The organism is Pseudomonas sp. SWRI77 (genome assembly GCF_014269105.1).
In the GTDB taxonomy this organism is placed as follows: Bacteria; Pseudomonadota; Gammaproteobacteria; order Pseudomonadales; family Pseudomonadaceae; genus Aquipseudomonas; species Aquipseudomonas capeferrum.
On record NZ_JABWRV010000012.1, the window covers coordinates 152,347 to 171,408 of the forward strand.

The following is a 19,062-nucleotide window of genomic DNA, read 5'->3' on the forward strand; positions in this document are numbered from 1 at the left end:
GAAGCAGCCCCTAGCCATCTCAGCTATGGCTCAACTCTGCATGCTGATCATCGGCCAGCACACCTTTGTCGGTCTCTTTCAACAGCTGGCTGGTAACCACCCCAGCCGTCATCGAACCATTCACGTTCAGGGCCGTTCGCCCCATATCGATCAACGGCTCCACCGAAATCAGCAGCGCCACCAACTCGACCGGCAAGCCCATGGCCGGCAGCACGATCAGCGCGGCGAAGGTGGCACCGCCGCCAACCCCGGCAACCCCGGCCGAGCTCAGGGTGACGATGGCGACCAGGGTCGCGATCCACAGCGGGTCAAAGGTGTCGATACCAACCGCCGGGGCGACCATCACCGCCAGCATCGCCGGGTACAGCCCAGCGCAACCGTTCTGGCCAATGGTGGTGCCGAACGAGGCGCTGAAGCTGGCGATCGATTGCGGCACGCCCAGGCGGCGGGTCTGTGCTTCGATATTCAGCGGGATGCTGGCGGCGCTGGAGCGGCTGGTGAAGGCGAACGTCAGCACCGGCCACACTTTGCGGAAGAAGCGCAGCGGGCTTACCCCGGTCGCAGCCAGGATGAGGGCATGCACCATGAACATCAGCCCCAGGCCGATGTACGACACCACCACAAAGCTGCCCAGCTTGAGGATGTCGTCCAGGTTGGAGCTGGCCACCACCTTGGTCATCAAGGCCAGCACGCCATAGGGGGTGAGCTTCATCACCACGCGCACCAGGCGCATCACCCAGGCCTGCAGGGTGTCGATGGCCGACAGGGCGCGCTCGCCTTTTTCGGCATCGTCCTTGATCAGTTGCAGGGCGGCCAGGCCGACGAACACGGCGAAGATCACCACGCTGATGATCGAGGTCGGCTTGGCCCGCGCCAGGTCGCCCACCGGGTTGCTGGGGATGAACGACAGCAGCAGTTGAGGGATGTTGAGGTCGGCGACCTTGCCCGCGTAGTCACTGTGGATCGCTTGCAGCCGGGCGCTTTCCTGCACGCCCGCCACCAGGCCGTCGGCAGTGAGGCCGAACAGGTTGGTCAGGACGATGCCGATCAGCGCGGCGATGGCCGTGGTCAGCAGCAGGGTACCGATGCTCAGCACGCTGATGCGCCCGAGCGAGGAGGCATTGTGCAGGCGCGCCACCGCGCTGAGGATCGAAGCGAAGATCAGTGGCATGACGATCATCTGCAACAGGCCGACGTAGCCGTTGCCGACCAGGTCGAGCCAGGCGATGGTGGCTTTCAGTACCGGGTGGCCAGCGCCATAGATCGTGTGCAGGACCAAACCGAATACCACGCCCAGCACCAGGCCCAGCAAGACTTTCTTGGCCAGGCTCCATTGGGTATGGCGGGTTTGTGCCAGGCCCAGCAACAGGGCCAGGAACGCCAGCAGGTTGAGTGACAGCGGCAGGTTCATTGAAGCTCCAACAAGAACAGAAGAGGCATCGCCTCTGTGAGCGATTGCGAACGGAAATGCTAACAGCCTGAAAACAAACGAATTTATACCCAAATGGAATTTGCTTAGTCGTTAATGGAATAACGCCGTGTCGCAAAAAGCAATGAACACGACGTTTCAAGCTGCCTGGGCGTCGTTGTCAGGGCTGGCGGGTGCGGTATGTTGGGCTAGCGTTGCCTGGTCATTTCAGGAGATTCGTACATGCAGCTTGCTCCGAAAGCCTTCGCCGTCGGTCTTTCCCTGCTGTTCAGTGTCCAGGCCTGGGCCACCGAACTCAAGCACTGGCCCGCCGAGGCCGCCAAACAGCTCGACAGCATGATCGCCGCCAACGCCAACAAAGGTAACTACGCGGTGTTCGACATGGACAACACCAGCTACCGCCACGACCTTGAAGAGGCGCTGCTGCCGTTCATGGAGAACCAGGGCCTGCTGACTCGCGACAAGCTCGACCCTTCGTTGAAGTTGATCCCGTTCAAGGACACGGCCGAGCACAAGGAAAGCCTGTTCAGTTACTACTACCGCCTGTGCGAAATCGACGACATGGTCTGCTACCCGTGGGTGGCCCAGGTGTTCTCGGGCTTTACCCTGAAAGAGCTGAAGGCCCAGGTCGATGCCTTGATGGCCTCGGGCAAGCCCGTGCCCAGCACCTACTTCGAAGGTGACCAGGTCAAGGCCATCGAGGTGCAGCCGCCCAAGGTCTTCGCCGGCCAGGCCGAGCTGTTCAACAAGCTGATGGAGAATGGCATCGAGGTGTATGTAATTTCTGCCGCCTCCGAAGAACTGGTACGCATGGTCGCGTCCGACCCGAAGTACGGCTACAACGTGAAGCCGCAGAATGTCATTGGTGTCAGCCTGCTGCTCAAAGACCGCGCCAGCGGCCAGCTGACCACGGCGCGCAAGCAGATTGGCGCCGGCCACTATGACCCCAAGGCCAATGAAGGCCTCGAACTGACGCCGTACCTGTGGACACCGGCAACGTGGATGGCAGGCAAGCAGGCGGCGATCCTCACCTACATCGATGAATGGAAGAAACCGGTATTGGTCGGGGGCGACACGCCGACCAGCGATGGTTACATGCAGTTCCACGGCGTGGATGTGGGCAAGGGGGGCATCCACCTGTGGATAAACCGCAAGGCCAAGTACATGGACCAACTCAACGGGATGATCGCCAAGCATGCAGCCGCCCAGGCCAAGGAAGGGCTGCCGGTGACGGCTGACAAGAACTGGGTGATCGTCACGCCGGAGCAGATCCAGTAACGGGGCGCACCTCAGCCGCTGCGGCCGACGATGATGGTGCGGGCCTGTGCCTGATCGATGTTGCGCGCCAGCAAGCTCACTTCTACGAGGGCGCTGGCACGGACGCTGGCGCCCGCAGGGCTTAGCGTTTGTTCGGCCACGATGCTGTGCACCCGGTTGATGCCGACAGAGCGGAACCACGCATCGAGGAAGGGTTTTTCCAGGCCAAACGCCTGGTCGGGCGTTTGCGAGTCGGGGCCATACCCCAGTCCGCGGGTGTAGATGGCCACCGCCCGGCGCCCGCCCAGCATGCCGTTCAAGCCTTGCTCGTCGAAGGTGAACAGAACGCCCTTGTGCGAAATCGCGTCAATCAGGTGCTTGAGCTTGTACGGTATGCCGAAATTCCACAGCGGCACGCTGAACAGCAACGTATCCGCTCGATGGAAGCGTTTGGCGAGCGCTGTGATCTGGGCCCATGCAGCGGTTTGCGCGGGTGAAAGCGGGGCATCGGCAAGCCCTGCGTACTTGGCCGCAAGCAGGTCGCCATCCACCTCGGGCAGCGCGCATTCCCAAGGGTCCAGGCGGTCTACCTCTATGGCTTTGCGCTCTGCCAGCGCCGACAGAAAGACTTCGGCAATCTGAGCGGAAACCGAGCGCTCTCCTCTCGGTGAGGCGCACACATACAAGACACGTTCAACCACGGGTGCTTCTCCTTGGCAGCGTTGATGACATGTCCGCTGGTGCTTGAGTGCACAGGCGGGCTGCGCAAAGTCTGATTGAGGATGATCCATTATAGAAATAACGTATGCTCGCCTCATTGAGTGAGATAGGTGATCAATTCGTGTTCGATACTGTCCTTCTGCGTAGCCTGCTTGCCGTTGCCGACAGCGGTGGTTTTACCCGTGCTGCCGAGCGGCTGCACCTGACGCAATCGGCGATCAGCGCGCACATTCGGCGGCTCGAGAGCGAAGCCGGGCACAAGTTGCTGGAGCGCACCACCCGCTCGGTCAGCCTGACGCCAGCAGGTGCGCGGTTGGCAGGCTATGCCCGCACCATCCTGGCGCTGCATGACGATGCCCGTGCAAGCCTTGGTGTGGGGCGGCGGGTTTCAGGTACTGTGCTCGTGGGCTTGAGCGAGGAGATGGTCAAGGCGCCGGTGATCGACTGCCTGCGCCGATTCTCGGTCGCTCACCCGGATACTGAGCTTGTGCTGAAAGTCGGCCTGACAGGGGAGTTGCTCCCGCTGGTGCAGTCCGGTGGGCTGGATTTTGTCCTGGGTAGCCGCTGCAACGGTGATGAGCCTGGTGAGCTGTTGTGGTCCGAGCCGCTGGTCTGGGCGAGAGGGCCGCTGGCGCTGCTTGCAGATGATGAGTCCACCGCTGTTCCCTTGGCTGTGTTTTCTGACCAGTGCCCCTATCGGGCTGCTGCCATCGAGGCGCTGGCGCGCGCGGGGCGGCAATGGCGTATCGTCTGCCAGAGCCCAAGTGCCGGAGGCTTGATGACAGCCGTGAGCGGCGGTCTAGGGGTAACACCGGTCACTCGCACGGCCGCCCTGGCCGCAGGGCTGCTGGAAGTGCCAACGCTGCCGCCCTTGCCCCATGCGCAGTTTGTGCTGACAGCGGCGGCGAAACCGAAACGCTCGGTTGCCCTGCTGCTGGCGCAGTTGCGCCAATGTGTTGCCAGGGTCGGCGCAGACTTGTAAGCAAGGTAGTTGCTCTCGTCGCTCGGCGCTGGTTTTGATCCGTCAGGCATAAAAAACCGGCGCACAGGGCGCCGGTTTTTCGAACGCTGGAAAGCCTTACAGCCCGTCGAGCATCGCCTTGTTGCGTACCGCACCCTTGTCGGCACTGGTCGCCAGCAGGGCGTAGGCCTTGAGGGCGGTGGTCACCTTGCGCGGGCGCACTTCAACAGGTTTCCAGCCTTTCTTGTCCTGCTCGACGCGGCGCTCAGCCAGCTCTTCGTCGCTGACCAGCAGGTTGATCGAACGGTTGGGGATGTCGATCAATACCTTGTCGCCGTCGCGCACCAGGCCAATGGCGCCGCCAGCGGCGGCTTCCGGCGAGGCGTGGCCGATCGACAGGCCTGAGGTACCGCCCGAGAAGCGACCGTCGGTGAGCAGGGCGCAAGCCTTGCCCAGGCCTTTGGACTTCAGGTACGACGTCGGATAGAGCATCTCCTGCATGCCCGGGCCGCCTTTCGGGCCTTCGTAGCGAATGATCACGATATCACCGGCCTTCACTTCGTCGGCGAGGATGCCGCGCACGGCGCTGTCCTGGCTCTCGAAGATCTTCGCGCTGCCTTCGAACACGTGGATCGACTCGTCGACACCGGCGGTTTTCACCACGCAACCGTCGAGGGCGATGTTGCCGTACAGCACGGCCAGGCCGCCCTCTTGCGAGTAGGCGTGCTCGAAGCTGCGGATGCAGCCGTTTTCACGGTCGTCGTCGAGGGTTTCCCAGCGGGTCGACTGGCTGAACGCGGTCTGGGTCGGGATGCCCGCCGGGCCGGCCTTGAAGAAGGTGTGTACCGCTTCGTCGTCGGTCTGGGTGATGTCCCACTTGGCGATGGCTTCTTCCATGCTGCGGCTGTGCACGGTCGGCAGGTCGGTGTGCAGCAGGCCGCCACGGGCCAGCGAGCCGAGGATGCTGAAGATGCCGCCGGCGCGGTGCACGTCTTCCATGTGGTACTTCTGGATATTCGGCGCCACCTTGCACAGCTGCGGCACCACGCGCGACAGGCGGTCGATGTCACGCAGGTCGAACGCCACCTCGCCTTCCTGGGCCGCGGCCAGCAGGTGCAGGATGGTGTTGGTCGAACCGCCCATGGCGATGTCGAGCATCATGGCGTTTTCGAACGCCTTGAAGTTGGCGATGCTGCGCGGCAGCACCGACGCGTCGTTCTCACCGTAGTAGCGCTTGCACAGCTCGACGATGGTGCGGCCAGCCGTGAGGAACAGCTGTTCGCGGTCGGAGTGGGTGGCCAGGGTCGAACCGTTGCCCGGCAGGGCCAGGCCCAGTGCTTCGGTCAGGCAGTTCATCGAGTTGGCGGTGAACATGCCGGAACACGAACCGCACGTCGGGCAGGCGCTGCGCTCGTATTCGGCGACCTTCTCGTCGGAGGCCGAGGAGTCGGCGGCGATGACCATCGCGTCGACCAGGTCCAGGCCGTGGCTGGCCAGCTTGGTCTTGCCGGCTTCCATTGGGCCGCCGGAGACGAAGATCACCGGAATGTTCAGGCGCAGGGCGGCCATCAGCATGCCGGGGGTGATCTTGTCGCAGTTGGAGATGCAGACGATGGCGTCGGCGCAGTGGGCGTTGACCATGTATTCCACGGCGTCGGCGATGATCTCGCGGCTAGGCAGCGAGTACAGCATGCCGTCGTGGCCCATGGCGATGCCGTCGTCGACCGCGATGGTGTTGAATTCCTTGGCCACGCCACCGGCGCGCTCGATCTCGCGGGCAACCAGCTGGCCCAGGTCCTTCAGGTGCACGTGGCCCGGGACGAACTGGGTGAACGAGTTGGCGATGGCAATGATCGGTTTCTTGAAATCTTCGTCCTTCATCCCGGTGGCGCGCCACAGGGCACGAGCGCCGGCCATGTTGCGGCCTTGGGTGGAAGTCTTGGAACGATAATCAGGCATGAAGCACTCCTGGCGGCTTAATCAGGTCACAAAAAGGGGAGTGAGCTTCTCTTGTCCTATGCGCCTTAGGCCGGTTGCCACTGGCACGGATGGGGCCGAAGACACCACGGGATCGCCGCGTGCTCGACCAGAGCTCATAAACCCGCCGGGGATGACTGGCGATGAATAGCCCGATTCTACACCGCTGGCGCGGCGAGGGAATGGCGATGTGTCTGGGCGGTGGCTTTGGCCGAATAGCCGGTAGTTTGTAGGACCCTTCCGAAACGGCGCTTCAAGGGCTGACCCGCCGGCCCAGGCTGACTATGATCCGCCCGCCGCATGTGCGGCTTCACGAGATACACCCTCAATGGACCTTCCCAGTTTCAGTTCATACCGAACTCGTAAATTGGCACTGAGCGCGTCGCCGCCAGGGCCTGCGAAGGCTTGAGCCCGTGTGGCTGAGGTTTGCAGGTGCCTGCGTCGGCGCCTGGAGAACCTCATGCAACACTCTTCCGATCTCTGCGTTTCCCCCCTCGACCTGCGCCAGGCCGCCCAGGCGCGTCGCGACGACCTGCTGCACCCGCACGGCTACCGCGAAGGCACGGCCGGTTACCTGATGACCAGCGAATACTCGTGCCTCGATGCCGGCCTCACTGCCAGCCAGGCCATCGACATGCTGCGCCGCGAGGCCGCCGATGCCGAAACGATCTATCAGTCCTATGTCCTTGATGAGCAGCGCAACCTGCGCGGTACCTTGTCCTTGCGCGAGCTGATCCTGGCCGCCCCCGAGCAGCCGATCGAGCAGATCATGGTGCACAAGGTCATCTGCGTGTGTACCGCGACCCGCCAGGAAGAGGTGGCCCGTCTGATACGCCAGCACGACCTGCTGGCCGTGCCGGTGCTGGACGAGGGCGGGCGTCTGGTGGGGCTGGTGACGTGCGACGATGCGCTCGACGTGGTGGTCGATGAGGCCACCGAGGACTTCCACAAGGGCGCATCCATCACCAACCACGTGGGCAACCTGCGGGATGCCACGGTCAGCCTGTTGTACCGCAAGCGGGTGTTGTGGCTGGTGCTGCTGGTGTTCGGCAACCTGTTTTCGGGGGCGGGCATCGCCGCGTTCGAAGAGACCATTGCCGCGCATATCGTGCTGGTGTTCTTCCTGCCGCTGTTGGTGGACAGCGGTGGCAATGCCGGGGCGCAGTCGGCGACCTTGATGGTGCGGGGCCTGGCGACGGGCGAGGTGGTGATGCGTGACTGGCTGCGGATGCTGGGGCGCGAGTGCGGTGTGGCGTTGGCGCTGGGGGCCACCATGGCGGTGGCGGTGGCATCGCTGGGTGCGTTGCGCGGTGGGGTGGACGTGGCCATCATCGTTGCCAGCAGCATGCTGGTGATCGTGTTGCTGGGTAGCCTGATCGGCATGAGCCTGCCGTTCATGTTCACCAAGCTCAAGTTCGACCCGGCGACTGCCAGCGGGCCGTTGGTGACGTCGATTGCCGATGCGGCGGGGGTGCTGGTGTATTTCGGGATTGCTTCGTACGTGCTGGGTATCTGATGTGCCTTGGGGCCGCAAGGCGGCCCCAGGGCAGTGCATCAGCTGTTTGGCAGCAACCGGCAGGTAATGCTCTTGATGTAGCGGGTTTCGGCAATGGCCGGGTGCACCGGGTGGTCCGGGCCTTGGCCGCCGCGCTCGAGCAGTTGCAGATTGCGATCCAGGTGACGGGCGCTGGTCAGCAGGATGTTGTTCAGGTCATCTTCGGGCAGGTGCATGGAGCACGAGGCGCTCACCAGGATGCCGTCCTTGTTGAGCATGCGCATGGCCTGTTCGTTGAGGCGGCGGTAGGCCGCTTCGCCGTTTTTCAGGTCTTTCTTGCGCTTGATGAACGCGGGTGGGTCGGCAATGATCACGTCGAAGCGCTCTTCGGCGGCCTTCAGCTCGCGCAGGGCCTCGAACACGTCACCTTCGATGCAGGTCAGTTTCTCGCTGATGCCGTTGAGTGCGGCGTTGCGCTCGACGCCGTCCAGGGCGAAGCCCGAGGCATCCACACAGAACACTTCGCTGGCGCCAAATGCGCCGGCCTGCACGCCCCAGCCACCGATGTAGCTGAACAGGTCGAGCACGCGTTTGCCTTTGACGTAGGGGGCCAGGCGGGCGCGGTTCATGCGGTGGTCATAGAACCAGCCGGTCTTTTGCCCTTCACGTACCGGGGCCTCGAATTGCACGCCGTTCTCTTCCAGTGCAACCCAGTCCGGCACTTCGCCGTAAACGGTTTCGACGTAGCGCTGCAGGCCTTCGGCATCACGCGCGGCGGAATCGTTCTTGAACAGAATGCCGCTTGGCTTGAGCACCTGGACCAGGGCGGCGATCACGTCGTCCTTGTGCAGCTCCATGGTGGCCGAGGCCAGCTGAACCACGAGGATGTCGAAGAAACGGTCGACCACCAGGCCTGGCAGCAGGTCGGAGTCGCCGTAGACCAGGCGGTAGCACGGCTTGTCGAACAGGCGCTCACGCAGCGACAGGGCGACGTTGAGGCGGTGCACCAGCAGCGACTTGTCCAGTGGCAGCTTGACGTCGCGCGACAGCAGGCGCGCGCAGATCAGGTTGTTCGGGCTCAGCGCCACGATGCCCAGCGGCTTGCCGTTGGCGGCCTCGAGGACCGCCTGCTGGCCGGCCTGCAAGCCTTGCAGCGGGGTCGCGGCGACGTCGACTTCATTGCTGTAGACCCACAGGTGGCCAGCGCGCAGGCGGCGGTCGGCATTGGCTTTGAGGCGAAGGCTGGGCAGGGACATGACGTCGCTCCGGGAAAAAAGAGCGGGAGTATACCGTGTTGGCCCTTGCTGCGGTGCTGGGCGCGACAAAGTGCTGGCCAGCCGTAAAGCCAGACGATCCGGTGTTAGAATTCGCCGTCCTCAACGAGTGTGTACGCATGTCCCAAGAACTCAGCGCCGAACAGATCCAGCAAGCCTTGCAAGGCATTACCATCCCGCCGCAACCGCAGATCATGGTTGACCTGCAGTTCGAGCAGTACATGCCTGACCCGGATCTGGAAACCATCGCCAAGCTGATTTCCCAGGACCCGGGCTTGTCCGGCGCCTTGCTCAAGCTGGTCAACTCCCCGCATTTCGGCCTCTCCAACAAAATTGGCTCGATCCAGCGTGCGGTGAACCTGCTGGGCAGCCGTTCGATCATCAACTTGATCAACGCCCAGTCGATCAAAGGCGAAATGAGCGACGAGACCATCGTCACCCTGAACCGCTTCTGGGACACCGCGCAGGATGTGGCAATGACCTGCCTGACCTTGGCCAAGCGCACCGGCATGCAGTTGGCGGACGAGGCCTACACCCTTGGGCTGTTCCATGATTGCGGCGTGCCGCTGATGCTCAAGCGCTTCCCCAACTACATGGAGGTGCTGGAAGAGGCCTACGCCAAGGCCGACGGCGAAACCCGTGTGGTCGATACGGAAAACCGTGCGTTCAATACCAACCACTCGGTAGTGGGGTATTTCACCGCCAAATCCTGGCGTCTGCCCGAGCACCTCACTGCGGCCATCGCCAACCACCACAATGCCTTGGCGGTGTTCCGCGACGAGTCGTCGCGCAATACCCAGAGCCAGCTGAAAAACCTGCTGGCGGTGCTGAAGATGGCCGAGCACATCTGCGCGTCCTACCGCGTGCTGGGCAGCCAGAGCGTTGACCACGAGTGGGAGGTGGTGGGGCCGCTGGTGCTCGACTACATTGGCTTGTCGGACTACGACTTCGAAAACCTCAAGCAGAATATCCGAGAGCTGGGCGGGCACTGACACATGCCGGAACTACCCGAAGTAGAAACCACCCGGCGCGGCATCGCGCCCCACCTGGAAGGCCAGCGGGTCAGTCGCGTGGTGGTGCGTGACCGGCGCCTGCGCTGGCCGATCCCCGAAGACCTGGATGTGCGCCTGTCGGGGCAGCGTATCGTCAGCGTCGAGCGGCGCGCCAAGTACCTGTTGATCAATGCCGAGGTCGGCACCTTGATCAGCCATTTGGGCATGTCGGGTAATTTGCGCCTGGTCGAGCTGGGCTTGCCGGCGGCCAAGCACGAGCATGTCGACATCGAGCTGGAGTCGGGGCTGATGCTGCGCTACACCGACCCGCGCCGTTTCGGCGCCATGCTCTGGAGCCTCGACCCGCTCAACCACGAGCTGCTGCTGCGTCTGGGGCCAGAGCCGCTAACCGACCTGTTCGACGGTGAACGCCTGTTCCAGCTGTCGCGCGGGCGCTCGATGGCGGTCAAGCCGTTCATCATGGACAACGCGATCGTGGTCGGTGTGGGCAACATCTACGCCACCGAAGCGTTGTTTGCCGCAGGCATCGACCCACGCCGGGAGGCAGGCGGTATATCGCGGGCGCGGTATCTGAAGCTGGCCATCGAGATCAAGCGGGTGCTGGCGGCGGCCATCGAGCAGGGCGGCACGACCTTGCGCGACTTCATTGGCGGGGATGGGCAGCCGGGGTACTTCCAGCAGGAGCTGTACGTCTACGGGCGGGGTGGCATGCCGTGCAAGCTGTGTGGCACGACCTTGCGCGAGGTGAAGCTTGGGCAGCGGGCCAGTGTGTTCTGCCCGCGCTGCCAGCGCTGAATCGGGGCCGCTTGGCGGCCCATTCGCAGGGCTCAGGCCTTGCCAGTGATCAGACGATACTTGGCCATCAGTTGCTCTTCGGTCTCCGGGTGCGCTTCATCCAGCGGGATGCAGTCGACCGGGCAGACCTGTTGGCACTGCGGCTCGTCGTAGTGGCCCACGCACTGAGTGCACAGGTTAGGGTCGATCACGTAGATCTCTTCGCCTTGGGAGATGGCCTCGTTCGGGCACTCGGGTTCGCAGACGTCGCAGTTGATGCAATCGTCGGTGATGATCAGGGACATGGGGACTCCGGCCGGGGCTCACCGCCCGGGCATGTTCAACGCAATGGGCACAATTGTGCCGCATTCGCGCCCGCAGTGCACGCGGGCGCGATATTCAGGCGATCAGGCGTTACTTCTTGAAGCGTTCGGTCAGCGCCTCTGCCACCACGGGGTGGACGAACTTGCTGATATCGCCGCCCAATGCCGCGATTTCCCTGACCAACGTCGAGGAAATAAACGAATAGCGCTCCGAAGGCGTCAGGAACAGGCTCTCGACATCGGGGGCCAGTTGCCGGTTCATGTTCGCCAGCTGGAACTCGTACTCGAAGTCGGACACCGCACGCAGGCCGCGCAGGAAGACGTTGGCGCCCTGTTCCTTGGCGAAATGCGCCAACAGGGAAGAGAAGCCGATGACTTCGACATTGGGCAGGTGCTTGGTGACCTCACGGGCCAGCGCCACCCGTTGTTCCAGCGGGAACAGGGGGTTTTTCTTGGGGCTGGCCGCCACCGCGATAATCACATGGTCGAACAGCCGCGAGGCGCGCTCGACCAGATCGCCATGGCCCTTGGTAATGGGGTCGAAAGTACCCGGGTACAACACTCGGTTCATCGCGTCATCCTGGCTGGAGTGCGTTGGGGAGTCGGATGGTAGCGCAGCGATTGCGCCCGGCCAAGTCGTGCGGCCGGCTGATGGCACTATAGACAGTGGGTGCATTTGTTGTCATGCGTTGTGTGCCAGGCGGGTGATCAGGGCATCGGTGAGCTTTGCGCTGAGGGCGTAAACCGATAATTGCGGGTTGGCGCCGATGCTGGTGGGGAACAGCGAGCCGTCGTGAATCGAGAGGTTTTCCAGTTGGTGGTGCTGGCCCAAGCTGTTGCACACCGCCTGACGCGGGTCTTCACCGAGGGCGCAGCCGCCCATCACATGGGCGCTGCCCAGGCGTGTGCGGTACGGCGCCAGTGACAGCTCGTCGATCATCGTCAGGGCTTCACTCAGGCTGCTGGCGTAGCGGGCATCGCCGTGCACCGGCAGTACCCGCGTGGCACCGGCGGCAAACTGGATGTGCGCCATGCTGCGGTAGGCGCGACGCAAACCGTCGCGCAGGTAATCGTTGATTGGGTAATCCAGCACCGGTGAGCCATCGCCGCGCAGCTCGACGGCGCCCCCCTGGCTTTGGGGGTGGAAGCCATCGCGCAGCAACGCCAGCATCACGTGGGTGTGCGGCAGCTCGGCCATGCGCTGGGCATTGTCGTTGCCATGCCCGCCCAGCAGGGTGCTGGCCAGGGCCGGGTGCAGGGGCGGCACTTCGAGTTTGTAGCCGATCGGGCCGTCGCTGCCGCCCACCCATTGAAAATGGTCGCTGTAGATTGATTGCGGGGCGCCGTAATAGGGGTCGATGCGGGCGTTGAAACGTGCCGCGCTGAAGTTGACCAGGTGCAGGAAGGTGCGTTTGCCCAGGCGCGCGTGCGGGTCGGGGGCGTTGGAACGCAGCAACAGGGCAGGGCTGTTGATACCGCCCCCGGCCAGAATGTAGTGCCGGGCGCTTACGCTGATCTGCTTGCCGGTGGTGGTTATCCCGTTGGCGTCCAGGGCACTGCACTGCAACCCGGCGATGCGTTCGCCGTCGTGCTCAAAGCGCTCTGCCCGGGCCAGGTACAGCAGCTCGCCACCGTGGTCGAGGGTGGCCGGTATGCTGGTCACCAGCATCGACTGCTTGGCATTGACCGGGCAGCCCATGCCGCAATAGCCAAGATTCCAGCAACCGCGCACATTGCGCGGTATCACCGCCCAACGATAGCCGAGCTGTTCGCAGCCACGGCGCAGCACTTCGTTGTTGGCATTTGGCGGCAAGGCCCAGGGGCTTATGCCCAACTGCTGTTCGATGCGTTCGAACCAGGGGGCTAATGCTTCGTTGCTCAAACCGCTGACCTGGTGCTCCTGGGCCCAATGGGTCAGGGTCTGTGGCGGTGTGCGAAAGCTCGAAGTCCAGTTGACCAGCGTGGTGCCGCCCACGGCGCGACCCTGCAGAATGGTGATTGCGCCATCCTTGCTCATCCGCCCCAAGCCCTCCTGATATAGGCTCGCGTAAGCCTCGCTCTCCAGCAGGTGGAAGTCGCTGCTGGTCTTCAGTGGGCCTTCTTCGATCAGCAATACCTTGAACCCGGCGGCGCTGAGCAACTGCGCACTGGTGGCGCCGCCCGCGCCGCTGCCGATCACGGCGATGTCCGCTTGCAGGGTCAGATCATTCGCCAGGCGCGAGCCGTCGTGGGTGATCCAGCCGCGTTCGAGGCCTTGGCGAAACGGGTCGATTACAGGCATTGGCGGTGCTCTTGTTGTGGTCAGATCTTCGGTGGCCCTGGGTAGCCGCAGGCCGCCCAGGCTTCCGGGCGTTCGTACCAGGCCATCAGCAGCAGTTGCAGCAGCGACGCATGGCCCATGCGCAGCAGGTTCAGCGAGCTGCCCTGCCAGCGTTGCAGAAACGCGTTGATCTGCTCGGCGCTGGCTTGCTGCCAGGCGCCCCAGATACCGGTCAGGGGGCCACGGGTCAGCGGCAGGCTGAGCACGTCGAACAATTGCCGGGTGAGCTTGAGCATCTCTGGCGACAGCGCCGCCAGTTTGTGATCAAGGCTGTGCAGCACCAGCCCATCGACGGCCTGGGTGCCGGCAAGCACCACCGGGATCAGCGCGCTCAGCAGGGGCAGGTCGTCGTCGCGCAGTGCCCGGTAGCCGGTGGCGGGCGACTGCGCCGTGCAGCCGACCAGGCTGGTGGTGGCGAGGAACGCACTGGCTCCCAGGCTGAAACGGAGCAGGTCGCGGCGCTGCATGGGCCAGGGCTCAGCGGATGAACAGCTTGTAGACCAGGCGCTGCAAGGCCTTGCCGTAAGGCGGGTAGATCAGGCGGGCAGCGTTCAGGCGTTGCTTGGCCAGCACCGCCTTGGCTTTGCTGAAGGTCAGGAAGCCGTCGTGGCCGTGGTAGTGCCCCATCCCGGAAGGCCCTATGCCGCCAAAGGGCAGGTCGTCCTGGGCGACATGCAGCAGGGTGTCGTTCAGGCACACGCCACCGGAGTGGGTGTGGCGCAGTACATGCTCCTGCTCGGTGCGCTCGTAGCCGAAGTAGTAGAGGGCCAGGGGGCGTGGGCGCTGGTTGATGTAGGCCAAGGCTTGGTCGAGGGTGTCATAGGGCACCAGCGGCAACAGCGGGCCGAAAATTTCGTCCTGCATCACCTGCATGCCATCGTTCACCCCTAGCAGCAGGTGGGGGGGCAGGCGTCGCCCCTGACGGGGTTCGCCAGGGTACAGGTCGAGCACCTCGGCGCCTTGGTCGCGGGCGTCGTCCAGCAGGTGCTGCAGGCGCTGCAGCTGACGCGGGTTGATGATGGCGGTGTAGTCGGGGTTATCGGCGATATGTGGGTACAGGCGCCGAACGGCGATTTGGTAAGCGTCACTGAAGGCCTGCAGCCGTTCGCGCGGCACCAGCACGTAGTCGGGGGCTACGCAGGTCTGGCCGGCGTTCAGGGTCTTGCCGAAGGCAATGCGCTCGGCCGCGCTGTCCAGCGGCACGCTGGCCGAGACGATGGCCGGCGATTTGCCGCCCAGTTCCAGGGTCACCGGGGTCAGGTTGTGGGCCGCAGCCAGCATGACCTGGCGGCCCACGCTGGTAGCGCCGGTGAACAGCAGGTGGTCGAACGGCAGGCGAGCAAAGGCCTGGCCAACCTCGACCTCACCCAGCACCACACTGACCAGGTCTTCGGGGTACACGCGCGCCAGCAACTGCTTGAGTGCCTGGGCACTGGCCGGCGTTGCTTCGCTGAGCTTGAGCATGACCCGGTTGCCCGCTGCCAGGGCGCAGGTCAGCGGGCCGATGGCGAGAAACAACGGGTAGTTCCACGGCACGATGATGCCGACGACCCCCAAGGGTTGGTAGTGCACCTGCGCGCTGGCGGGCTGGAAGGCCAGGCCTACGCGGCGCCGGCCGGGGCGCATCCAGCGTTGCAAATGCCTTTCGGCGTGTCGCAGGCCCTGGATCGAGGGCAGCAGTTCAGCCAGCAAGGTCTCGTCGGCACTACGGCCGTCAAAGTCCTGGTCGATGGCTTCGATCAGTTGCGCCTGGCCCACCAGCAGTGCCTCGCGCAGGCTCTTCAACCACTGGCGGCGCTGCGCCGCCGGTGGCGTGGGGTTGCCGGCAAAAGCCTGGCGTTGAGCGGCGAACCTCGCCGTCAAGTCGAGGTCGGAATGCACAGGAGGCAAGGCAACGGGCGAGGTCATATCGGCGCGAGTCCGGGCGAGGGAGTCCCTAGAGCCTATACTCTAATCGGTACCATGGTGCGAATTTTTCCTGGGGTTCGAGCGGTGCATTCCACAGCGGATAAGCCGTAAGATGACCCTTTGACCAAGGCCCGCAGACTGGGAGCTGAGCATGGCCCCGCGCATGAAGACCCGAGAGCGCATCGTGCAGAACAGCCTGGAGCTGTTCAACCAGCAGGGCGAACGTAGCGTCAGCACCAACCATATTGCCGCGCACATGGAAATCTCGCCCGGCAACCTCTATTACCACTTCCCCAACAAGCAGGCGATCATCGCCCTGTTGTTCAGCCAGTACGAAGCGCTGGTGGACAGTTTTCTGCGCCCGCCTCAAGGGCGAGCCGCAACGGTGGAAGACAAGCGTTTCTACCTCAAGGCCCTGCTCGCGGCGATGTGGAACTACCGCTTCCTGCACCGCGACCTGGAACACCTGCTGGACAGCGACCCCGAGCTGGCCGCGCGCTATCGGCGGTTTTCCGAGCGCTGCCTGCGCCAGGGCCAGGCGATTTACCGGGGCTTTGTCGACGCGGGGATCCTGGCCATGGCGCCGGCGCAGATCGAGTCGCTGACCATCAACGCCTGGATCGTGCTGACGTCATGGGTGCGTTTTCTCAGCACCACGCGTGAGCACTCCGCGCACCTGGGTGAAGAAGCCTTCAAGCGCGGCGTCTATCAGGTACTGGTGCTGGAGCTCGGCTTCGTCACCGTTGACGCCCGCAATGCCGTGGACGCGCTGTGCCAGGAATTCCACGTACCGTTCAACCAGGCCCTGGAACTGTAAACCAGGGCACGCGTGCCATCGATCAGGAGATAGTCATGCCCCTTGCGCAATTGATCACCCCGCAACAGTTGGCCGAGCGTCTGGGCTCGCCCGATCTGGTGATCCTCGACTGCCGCTTTGCCCTCGAGGATGTGGACTATGGCCAACGCAGCTATGCCGAGGGGCATATTGCCGGGGCCCACTTCGCCGACCTTGAGCGCGACCTCAGTGGCCCGGTAAGCAAGGGACGCACGGGGCGCCACCCATTACCGGATGCGGGGCGGCTGGTTGAGCGCCTGCGCGAGTGGGGGCTGGACAATGACAGCCAGGTGGTGCTCTACGACGACGGCCCCGGTGCATTTGCCGCCCGCGCCTGGTGGTTGCTGGCCTGGCTGGGCAAGCGCAGTGGCGTGTCGATCCTCGATGGCGGCCTCAAGGCATGGCATGCAGCGCACCTGCCGTTGAGCCTTGACCCACCCCTCAAGCGCGAGGGTACGTTCACAGGTGAGCCGGATAACACGTTGCTGATCGATGCCGAGCACTTGGCCAAGCACTTGGGCGATGCGGGGCTGACGTTGATCGACGCCAGAGGCTTGCCGCGCTTTCGCGGTGAAGTCGAGCCGATCGACCCGGTTGCTGGGCACATTCCTGGTGCGCAGTGCGCGGCGTTTACCGACAACCTGGGGGGCGACGGGCGTTTTCTACCGGCCGACGCACTCAAGCAACGGTTTGCCGAAAAGTTGGCGGGGCGCTCGCCAGAGCAGTTGGTGGCCTACTGCGGGTCGGGGGTGACGGCTTGCCACAATCTGTTTGCCCTGGCACTGGCGGGCTATCCGCTGGGGCGGCTGTATGCAGGGTCGTGGAGCGAGTGGATCAATGATCCGGCGCGTGGGGTGGCGACCGGGGATTGACCCGGGCGGCTGCTACGCGCCTTCTACCAGCCACTGCGGAATCCGCCGTTCCAGGTAATACCCCGGGTTGCGCAGGCTGCCATCGACAAAACCCACATGGCCACCGCGATTGTGCAGTTCAAACTGCGTCTGCGCTGCCAGTTCGCTTGCCAAAGGCAAGCTGTGGCTGGACACGAATGGATCGTCGCTGGCGTGGATGATCAGGGTCGGCGTGCGGTTCTCGCCCAAGAAGAAGCGGCTCGATGAGCGGCGGTAGTAGTCGTGCGCATCGTTGAAACCATTGAGCGGCGCAGTGACCCTGCCGTCGAAGTCCCAGAAGGTGCGCAGTTTGGTCAGGGGCCCGAGCCGTTGCAGGGCTGCTAGCCGCTCGTGTTCGCCCTTCTCACGGAAGTGGCGCTGCTTGAGCTGTACATAGGCCAGCATCTCGCGCATGAAATGGGCCTGGTAGACCTTCGAAAAACCCTGGCCGATACGGTCGGCACACTGGTCCAGGCGAAACGGCACCGACACCGCGACCGCAGCTTCCAGCTGGCTGGCCGAGCCGCTTTCGCCCAGGTATTTGAGCAGCACATTGCCACCCAACGAATAACCCACTGCATAAAGTGGCGCCAATGGGCGCTGGGCGCGCAGGTGCGCGACGATTTCTGCCAGGTCCTCGCTGGCGCCGGAGTGGTAGCTGCGCGGCAGCAGGTTCGGCTCGCCCGAACAACCGCGCCAGTTCACCGCCACGCTGGCCCAGCCGCGGCCCTGCAGGGCTTGCTGCAGGCCTTTGACGTAAGGCGAGTGGGAAGACCCGGTCAGCCCGTGCAGCACCAGCACCAGCGGCGCATCCGCCTGGTGCGGGCCATGCCAGTCGAGGTCGATGAAATCGCCATCGGCCAGCCACAGCCGTTCGCGGTCGCGCTGCAGCGCTGGCAGCTTGCGCCAGAGCGGGCCCCATAAGGTTTGCAGGTGCGGATTGGACAGGCCGACGGCCGGGCGAAAATGGGCAGTGAGGCTGGGCATGCTGGGCGACTCGTGATGTGCCTGCCTAGAGTGCCATGAAACGCTGCCCCTGTACCTGCGCTATTGGTCGATAGCCGGCAGCTGGGTCAAGCGCTCGATGTAGGTATTCAGGTGGTCATCCGCTTGCCGCTGATAGGTGGTATTGGTGAGTAGCGCGGCCAGGCTGTTGTTCCTGGCAACACCGCGCAACGGGTGTTCGGACATGGCGCAAGTGCTCCTGCAAGAAACGAAGGAGCAGCTTCAGCCATGGCGCCGGTTACTGTGCTGTAACTAATTACGCCAACACGGTAAACCGGCGTGCAGTCGGGCGGTCAGCCGCGCTGCCAAAGCGCGTAATGCACCTGGCCGGTCTTTTTCTCGCGGTGCAAGCGCCAGTTACCGGGCATTTGCAAGGCCGAGGGCGCGGTCTCGCTTTCGGTGTAGATCCACGCCTGTTCACGCAGCCACTGGTTCTGCTCCAGCAGGTTGCAGGTGTTGGCCAGCAGGTCCTGATGGAAGGGCGGGTCGAGGAACACGACGTCGAACTGCTGCTTGGCCGGGTTTTGCAGGTAGCGCAGCGCGTCGGTCTGCAGGATCTGCCCGCGTGGGCAGCGCAGCAGCTCGAGGTTGTCCTTGAGGTTACTGATGGCGGCTGGGTTGTTGTCCAGGGCCACGGCATCTTCGGCGCCGCGAGACAAGGCTTCGAGCACCAGAGCACCGCTGCCGGTAAAGGCATCCAGCACCCGGGCGCCTTCGATGTAAGGCGCAAGCCAGTTGAACACGGTTTCGCGCACGCGGTCAGGCGTTGGCCGCAGGCCGTCGCCTTCAGGCACCGCCAGGCGGCGGCTGCGCCACTCGCCGGCGATGATGCGCAGGTGGCCCTGGCCCTTGCTTTGGCCCGTTTGAGGGCGGGCGGGAGG

The 19,062-nt window shown here is 63.9% G+C and carries 19 protein-coding genes; 7 read left to right on the forward strand and 12 right to left on the reverse strand.

Going from position 1 to position 19,062, the window contains the following annotated elements:
* Nucleotides 1-19: 19 nt before the first annotated feature.
* The gene (locus tag HU766_RS14115) at nt 20-1,411 is read right to left on the reverse strand and encodes an L-cystine transporter (protein ID WP_186657827.1); all 1,392 of its coding nucleotides are present in this window, start codon (nt 1,409-1,411) and stop codon (nt 20-22) included.
* 240 nt (nt 1,412-1,651) lie between these two features.
* Here HU766_RS14115 and HU766_RS14120 point away from each other — a divergent pair, with 240 nt between their 5' ends.
* Nucleotides 1,652-2,707 carry a haloacid dehalogenase-like hydrolase gene (locus HU766_RS14120; RefSeq protein WP_186657830.1) on the forward strand — a complete coding sequence of 352 codons (1,056 nt, stop codon included), beginning with the start codon at nt 1,652-1,654 and terminating at the stop codon, nt 2,705-2,707.
* 11 nt (nt 2,708-2,718) lie between these two features.
* Here HU766_RS14120 and HU766_RS14125 read toward each other — a convergent pair whose 3' ends face one another.
* Complete coding sequence (locus tag HU766_RS14125) at nt 2,719-3,387, reverse strand: NAD(P)H-dependent oxidoreductase (RefSeq protein ID WP_346656675.1); 669 nt, start codon at nt 3,385-3,387, stop codon at nt 2,719-2,721.
* 140 nt (nt 3,388-3,527) lie between these two features.
* On the opposite strand from HU766_RS14125, the gene HU766_RS14130 reads away from it, so the two are divergent.
* Nucleotides 3,528-4,388: a LysR family transcriptional regulator gene (locus HU766_RS14130; protein WP_186657852.1), complete on the forward strand. Its 861-nt coding sequence runs from the start codon at nt 3,528-3,530 to the stop codon at nt 4,386-4,388.
* Nucleotides 4,389-4,484: 96 nt separating this feature from the next.
* Here the strand turns inward: HU766_RS14130 and ilvD are convergent, their stop codons facing one another.
* Nucleotides 4,485-6,326 carry a dihydroxy-acid dehydratase gene (gene ilvD / locus HU766_RS14135; RefSeq protein ID WP_186657855.1) on the reverse strand — a complete coding sequence of 614 codons (1,842 nt, stop codon included), beginning with the start codon at nt 6,324-6,326 and terminating at the stop codon, nt 4,485-4,487.
* Nucleotides 6,327-6,804: 478 nt separating this feature from the next.
* On the opposite strand from ilvD, the gene mgtE reads away from it, so the two are divergent.
* A complete protein-coding gene (gene mgtE, locus HU766_RS14140; protein WP_186657869.1) occupies nt 6,805-7,860 on the forward strand; it encodes a magnesium transporter in 1,056 nt (351 codons plus the stop codon).
* Nucleotides 7,861-7,898: 38 nt separating this feature from the next.
* On the opposite strand, the gene HU766_RS14145 is transcribed toward mgtE, so the two are convergent.
* Complete coding sequence (locus tag HU766_RS14145; protein ID WP_186657871.1) at nt 7,899-9,095, reverse strand: class I SAM-dependent rRNA methyltransferase; 1,197 nt, start codon at nt 9,093-9,095, stop codon at nt 7,899-7,901.
* A gap of 191 nt (nt 9,096-9,286) precedes the next feature.
* Between HU766_RS14145 and HU766_RS14150 the strand changes: the two genes are divergently transcribed.
* Both HU766_RS14150 and mutM read left to right on the forward strand, forming a co-directional pair.
* The gene (locus tag HU766_RS14150; RefSeq protein ID WP_186657891.1) at nt 9,287-10,105 is read left to right on the forward strand and encodes an HDOD domain-containing protein; all 819 of its coding nucleotides are present in this window, start codon (nt 9,287-9,289) and stop codon (nt 10,103-10,105) included.
* A gap of 3 nt (nt 10,106-10,108) precedes the next feature.
* Complete coding sequence (mutM, locus tag HU766_RS14155; RefSeq protein ID WP_033702045.1) at nt 10,109-10,921, forward strand: bifunctional DNA-formamidopyrimidine glycosylase/DNA-(apurinic or apyrimidinic site) lyase; 813 nt, start codon at nt 10,109-10,111, stop codon at nt 10,919-10,921.
* Nucleotides 10,922-10,953: 32 nt separating this feature from the next.
* Here mutM and HU766_RS14160 read toward each other — a convergent pair whose 3' ends face one another.
* The 5 genes from HU766_RS14160 to HU766_RS14180 all read right to left on the reverse strand — a co-directional run bounded on the left by HU766_RS14160 (nt 10,954) and on the right by HU766_RS14180 (nt 15,451).
* The gene (locus tag HU766_RS14160) at nt 10,954-11,205 is read right to left on the reverse strand and encodes a YfhL family 4Fe-4S dicluster ferredoxin (RefSeq protein ID WP_027592315.1); all 252 of its coding nucleotides are present in this window, start codon (nt 11,203-11,205) and stop codon (nt 10,954-10,956) included.
* A gap of 109 nt (nt 11,206-11,314) precedes the next feature.
* Complete coding sequence (gene coaD, locus HU766_RS14165; RefSeq protein WP_016489662.1) at nt 11,315-11,794, reverse strand: pantetheine-phosphate adenylyltransferase; 480 nt, start codon at nt 11,792-11,794, stop codon at nt 11,315-11,317.
* A gap of 111 nt (nt 11,795-11,905) precedes the next feature.
* Nucleotides 11,906-13,504: a GMC family oxidoreductase gene (locus HU766_RS14170; RefSeq protein ID WP_186657874.1), complete on the reverse strand. Its 1,599-nt coding sequence runs from the start codon at nt 13,502-13,504 to the stop codon at nt 11,906-11,908.
* Nucleotides 13,505-13,524: 20 nt separating this feature from the next.
* Nucleotides 13,525-14,010 carry a hypothetical protein gene (locus tag HU766_RS14175; RefSeq protein WP_047582168.1) on the reverse strand — a complete coding sequence of 162 codons (486 nt, stop codon included), beginning with the start codon at nt 14,008-14,010 and terminating at the stop codon, nt 13,525-13,527.
* Between the two features lie 10 nt (nt 14,011-14,020).
* A complete protein-coding gene (locus tag HU766_RS14180) occupies nt 14,021-15,451 on the reverse strand; it encodes a coniferyl aldehyde dehydrogenase (RefSeq protein ID WP_186657876.1) in 1,431 nt (476 codons plus the stop codon).
* A gap of 151 nt (nt 15,452-15,602) precedes the next feature.
* Between HU766_RS14180 and HU766_RS14185 the strand changes: the two genes are divergently transcribed.
* Both HU766_RS14185 and HU766_RS14190 read left to right on the forward strand, forming a co-directional pair.
* Entirely contained in the window at nt 15,603-16,268 is a 666-nt protein-coding gene (locus HU766_RS14185) for a TetR/AcrR family transcriptional regulator (RefSeq protein WP_033702040.1), read from the forward strand.
* A 35-nt stretch (nt 16,269-16,303) separates the two neighbouring features.
* Nucleotides 16,304-17,158: a sulfurtransferase gene (locus HU766_RS14190; RefSeq protein WP_186657879.1), complete on the forward strand. Its 855-nt coding sequence runs from the start codon at nt 16,304-16,306 to the stop codon at nt 17,156-17,158.
* A 12-nt stretch (nt 17,159-17,170) separates the two neighbouring features.
* On the opposite strand, the gene HU766_RS14195 is transcribed toward HU766_RS14190, so the two are convergent.
* The 3 genes from HU766_RS14195 to rsmD all read right to left on the reverse strand — a co-directional run.
* Nucleotides 17,171-18,163, reverse strand: coding sequence for a hydrolase (locus tag HU766_RS14195; RefSeq protein ID WP_186657881.1), 993 nt, complete (start codon nt 18,161-18,163; stop codon nt 17,171-17,173).
* Between the two features lie 60 nt (nt 18,164-18,223).
* Nucleotides 18,224-18,367, reverse strand: coding sequence for a hypothetical protein (locus tag HU766_RS14200; RefSeq protein ID WP_186657883.1), 144 nt, complete (start codon nt 18,365-18,367; stop codon nt 18,224-18,226).
* A gap of 107 nt (nt 18,368-18,474) precedes the next feature.
* A partial coding sequence (gene rsmD / locus HU766_RS14205) for a 16S rRNA (guanine(966)-N(2))-methyltransferase RsmD (RefSeq protein ID WP_238338612.1) occupies nt 18,475-19,062 on the reverse strand: 588 nt, incomplete at its 5' end.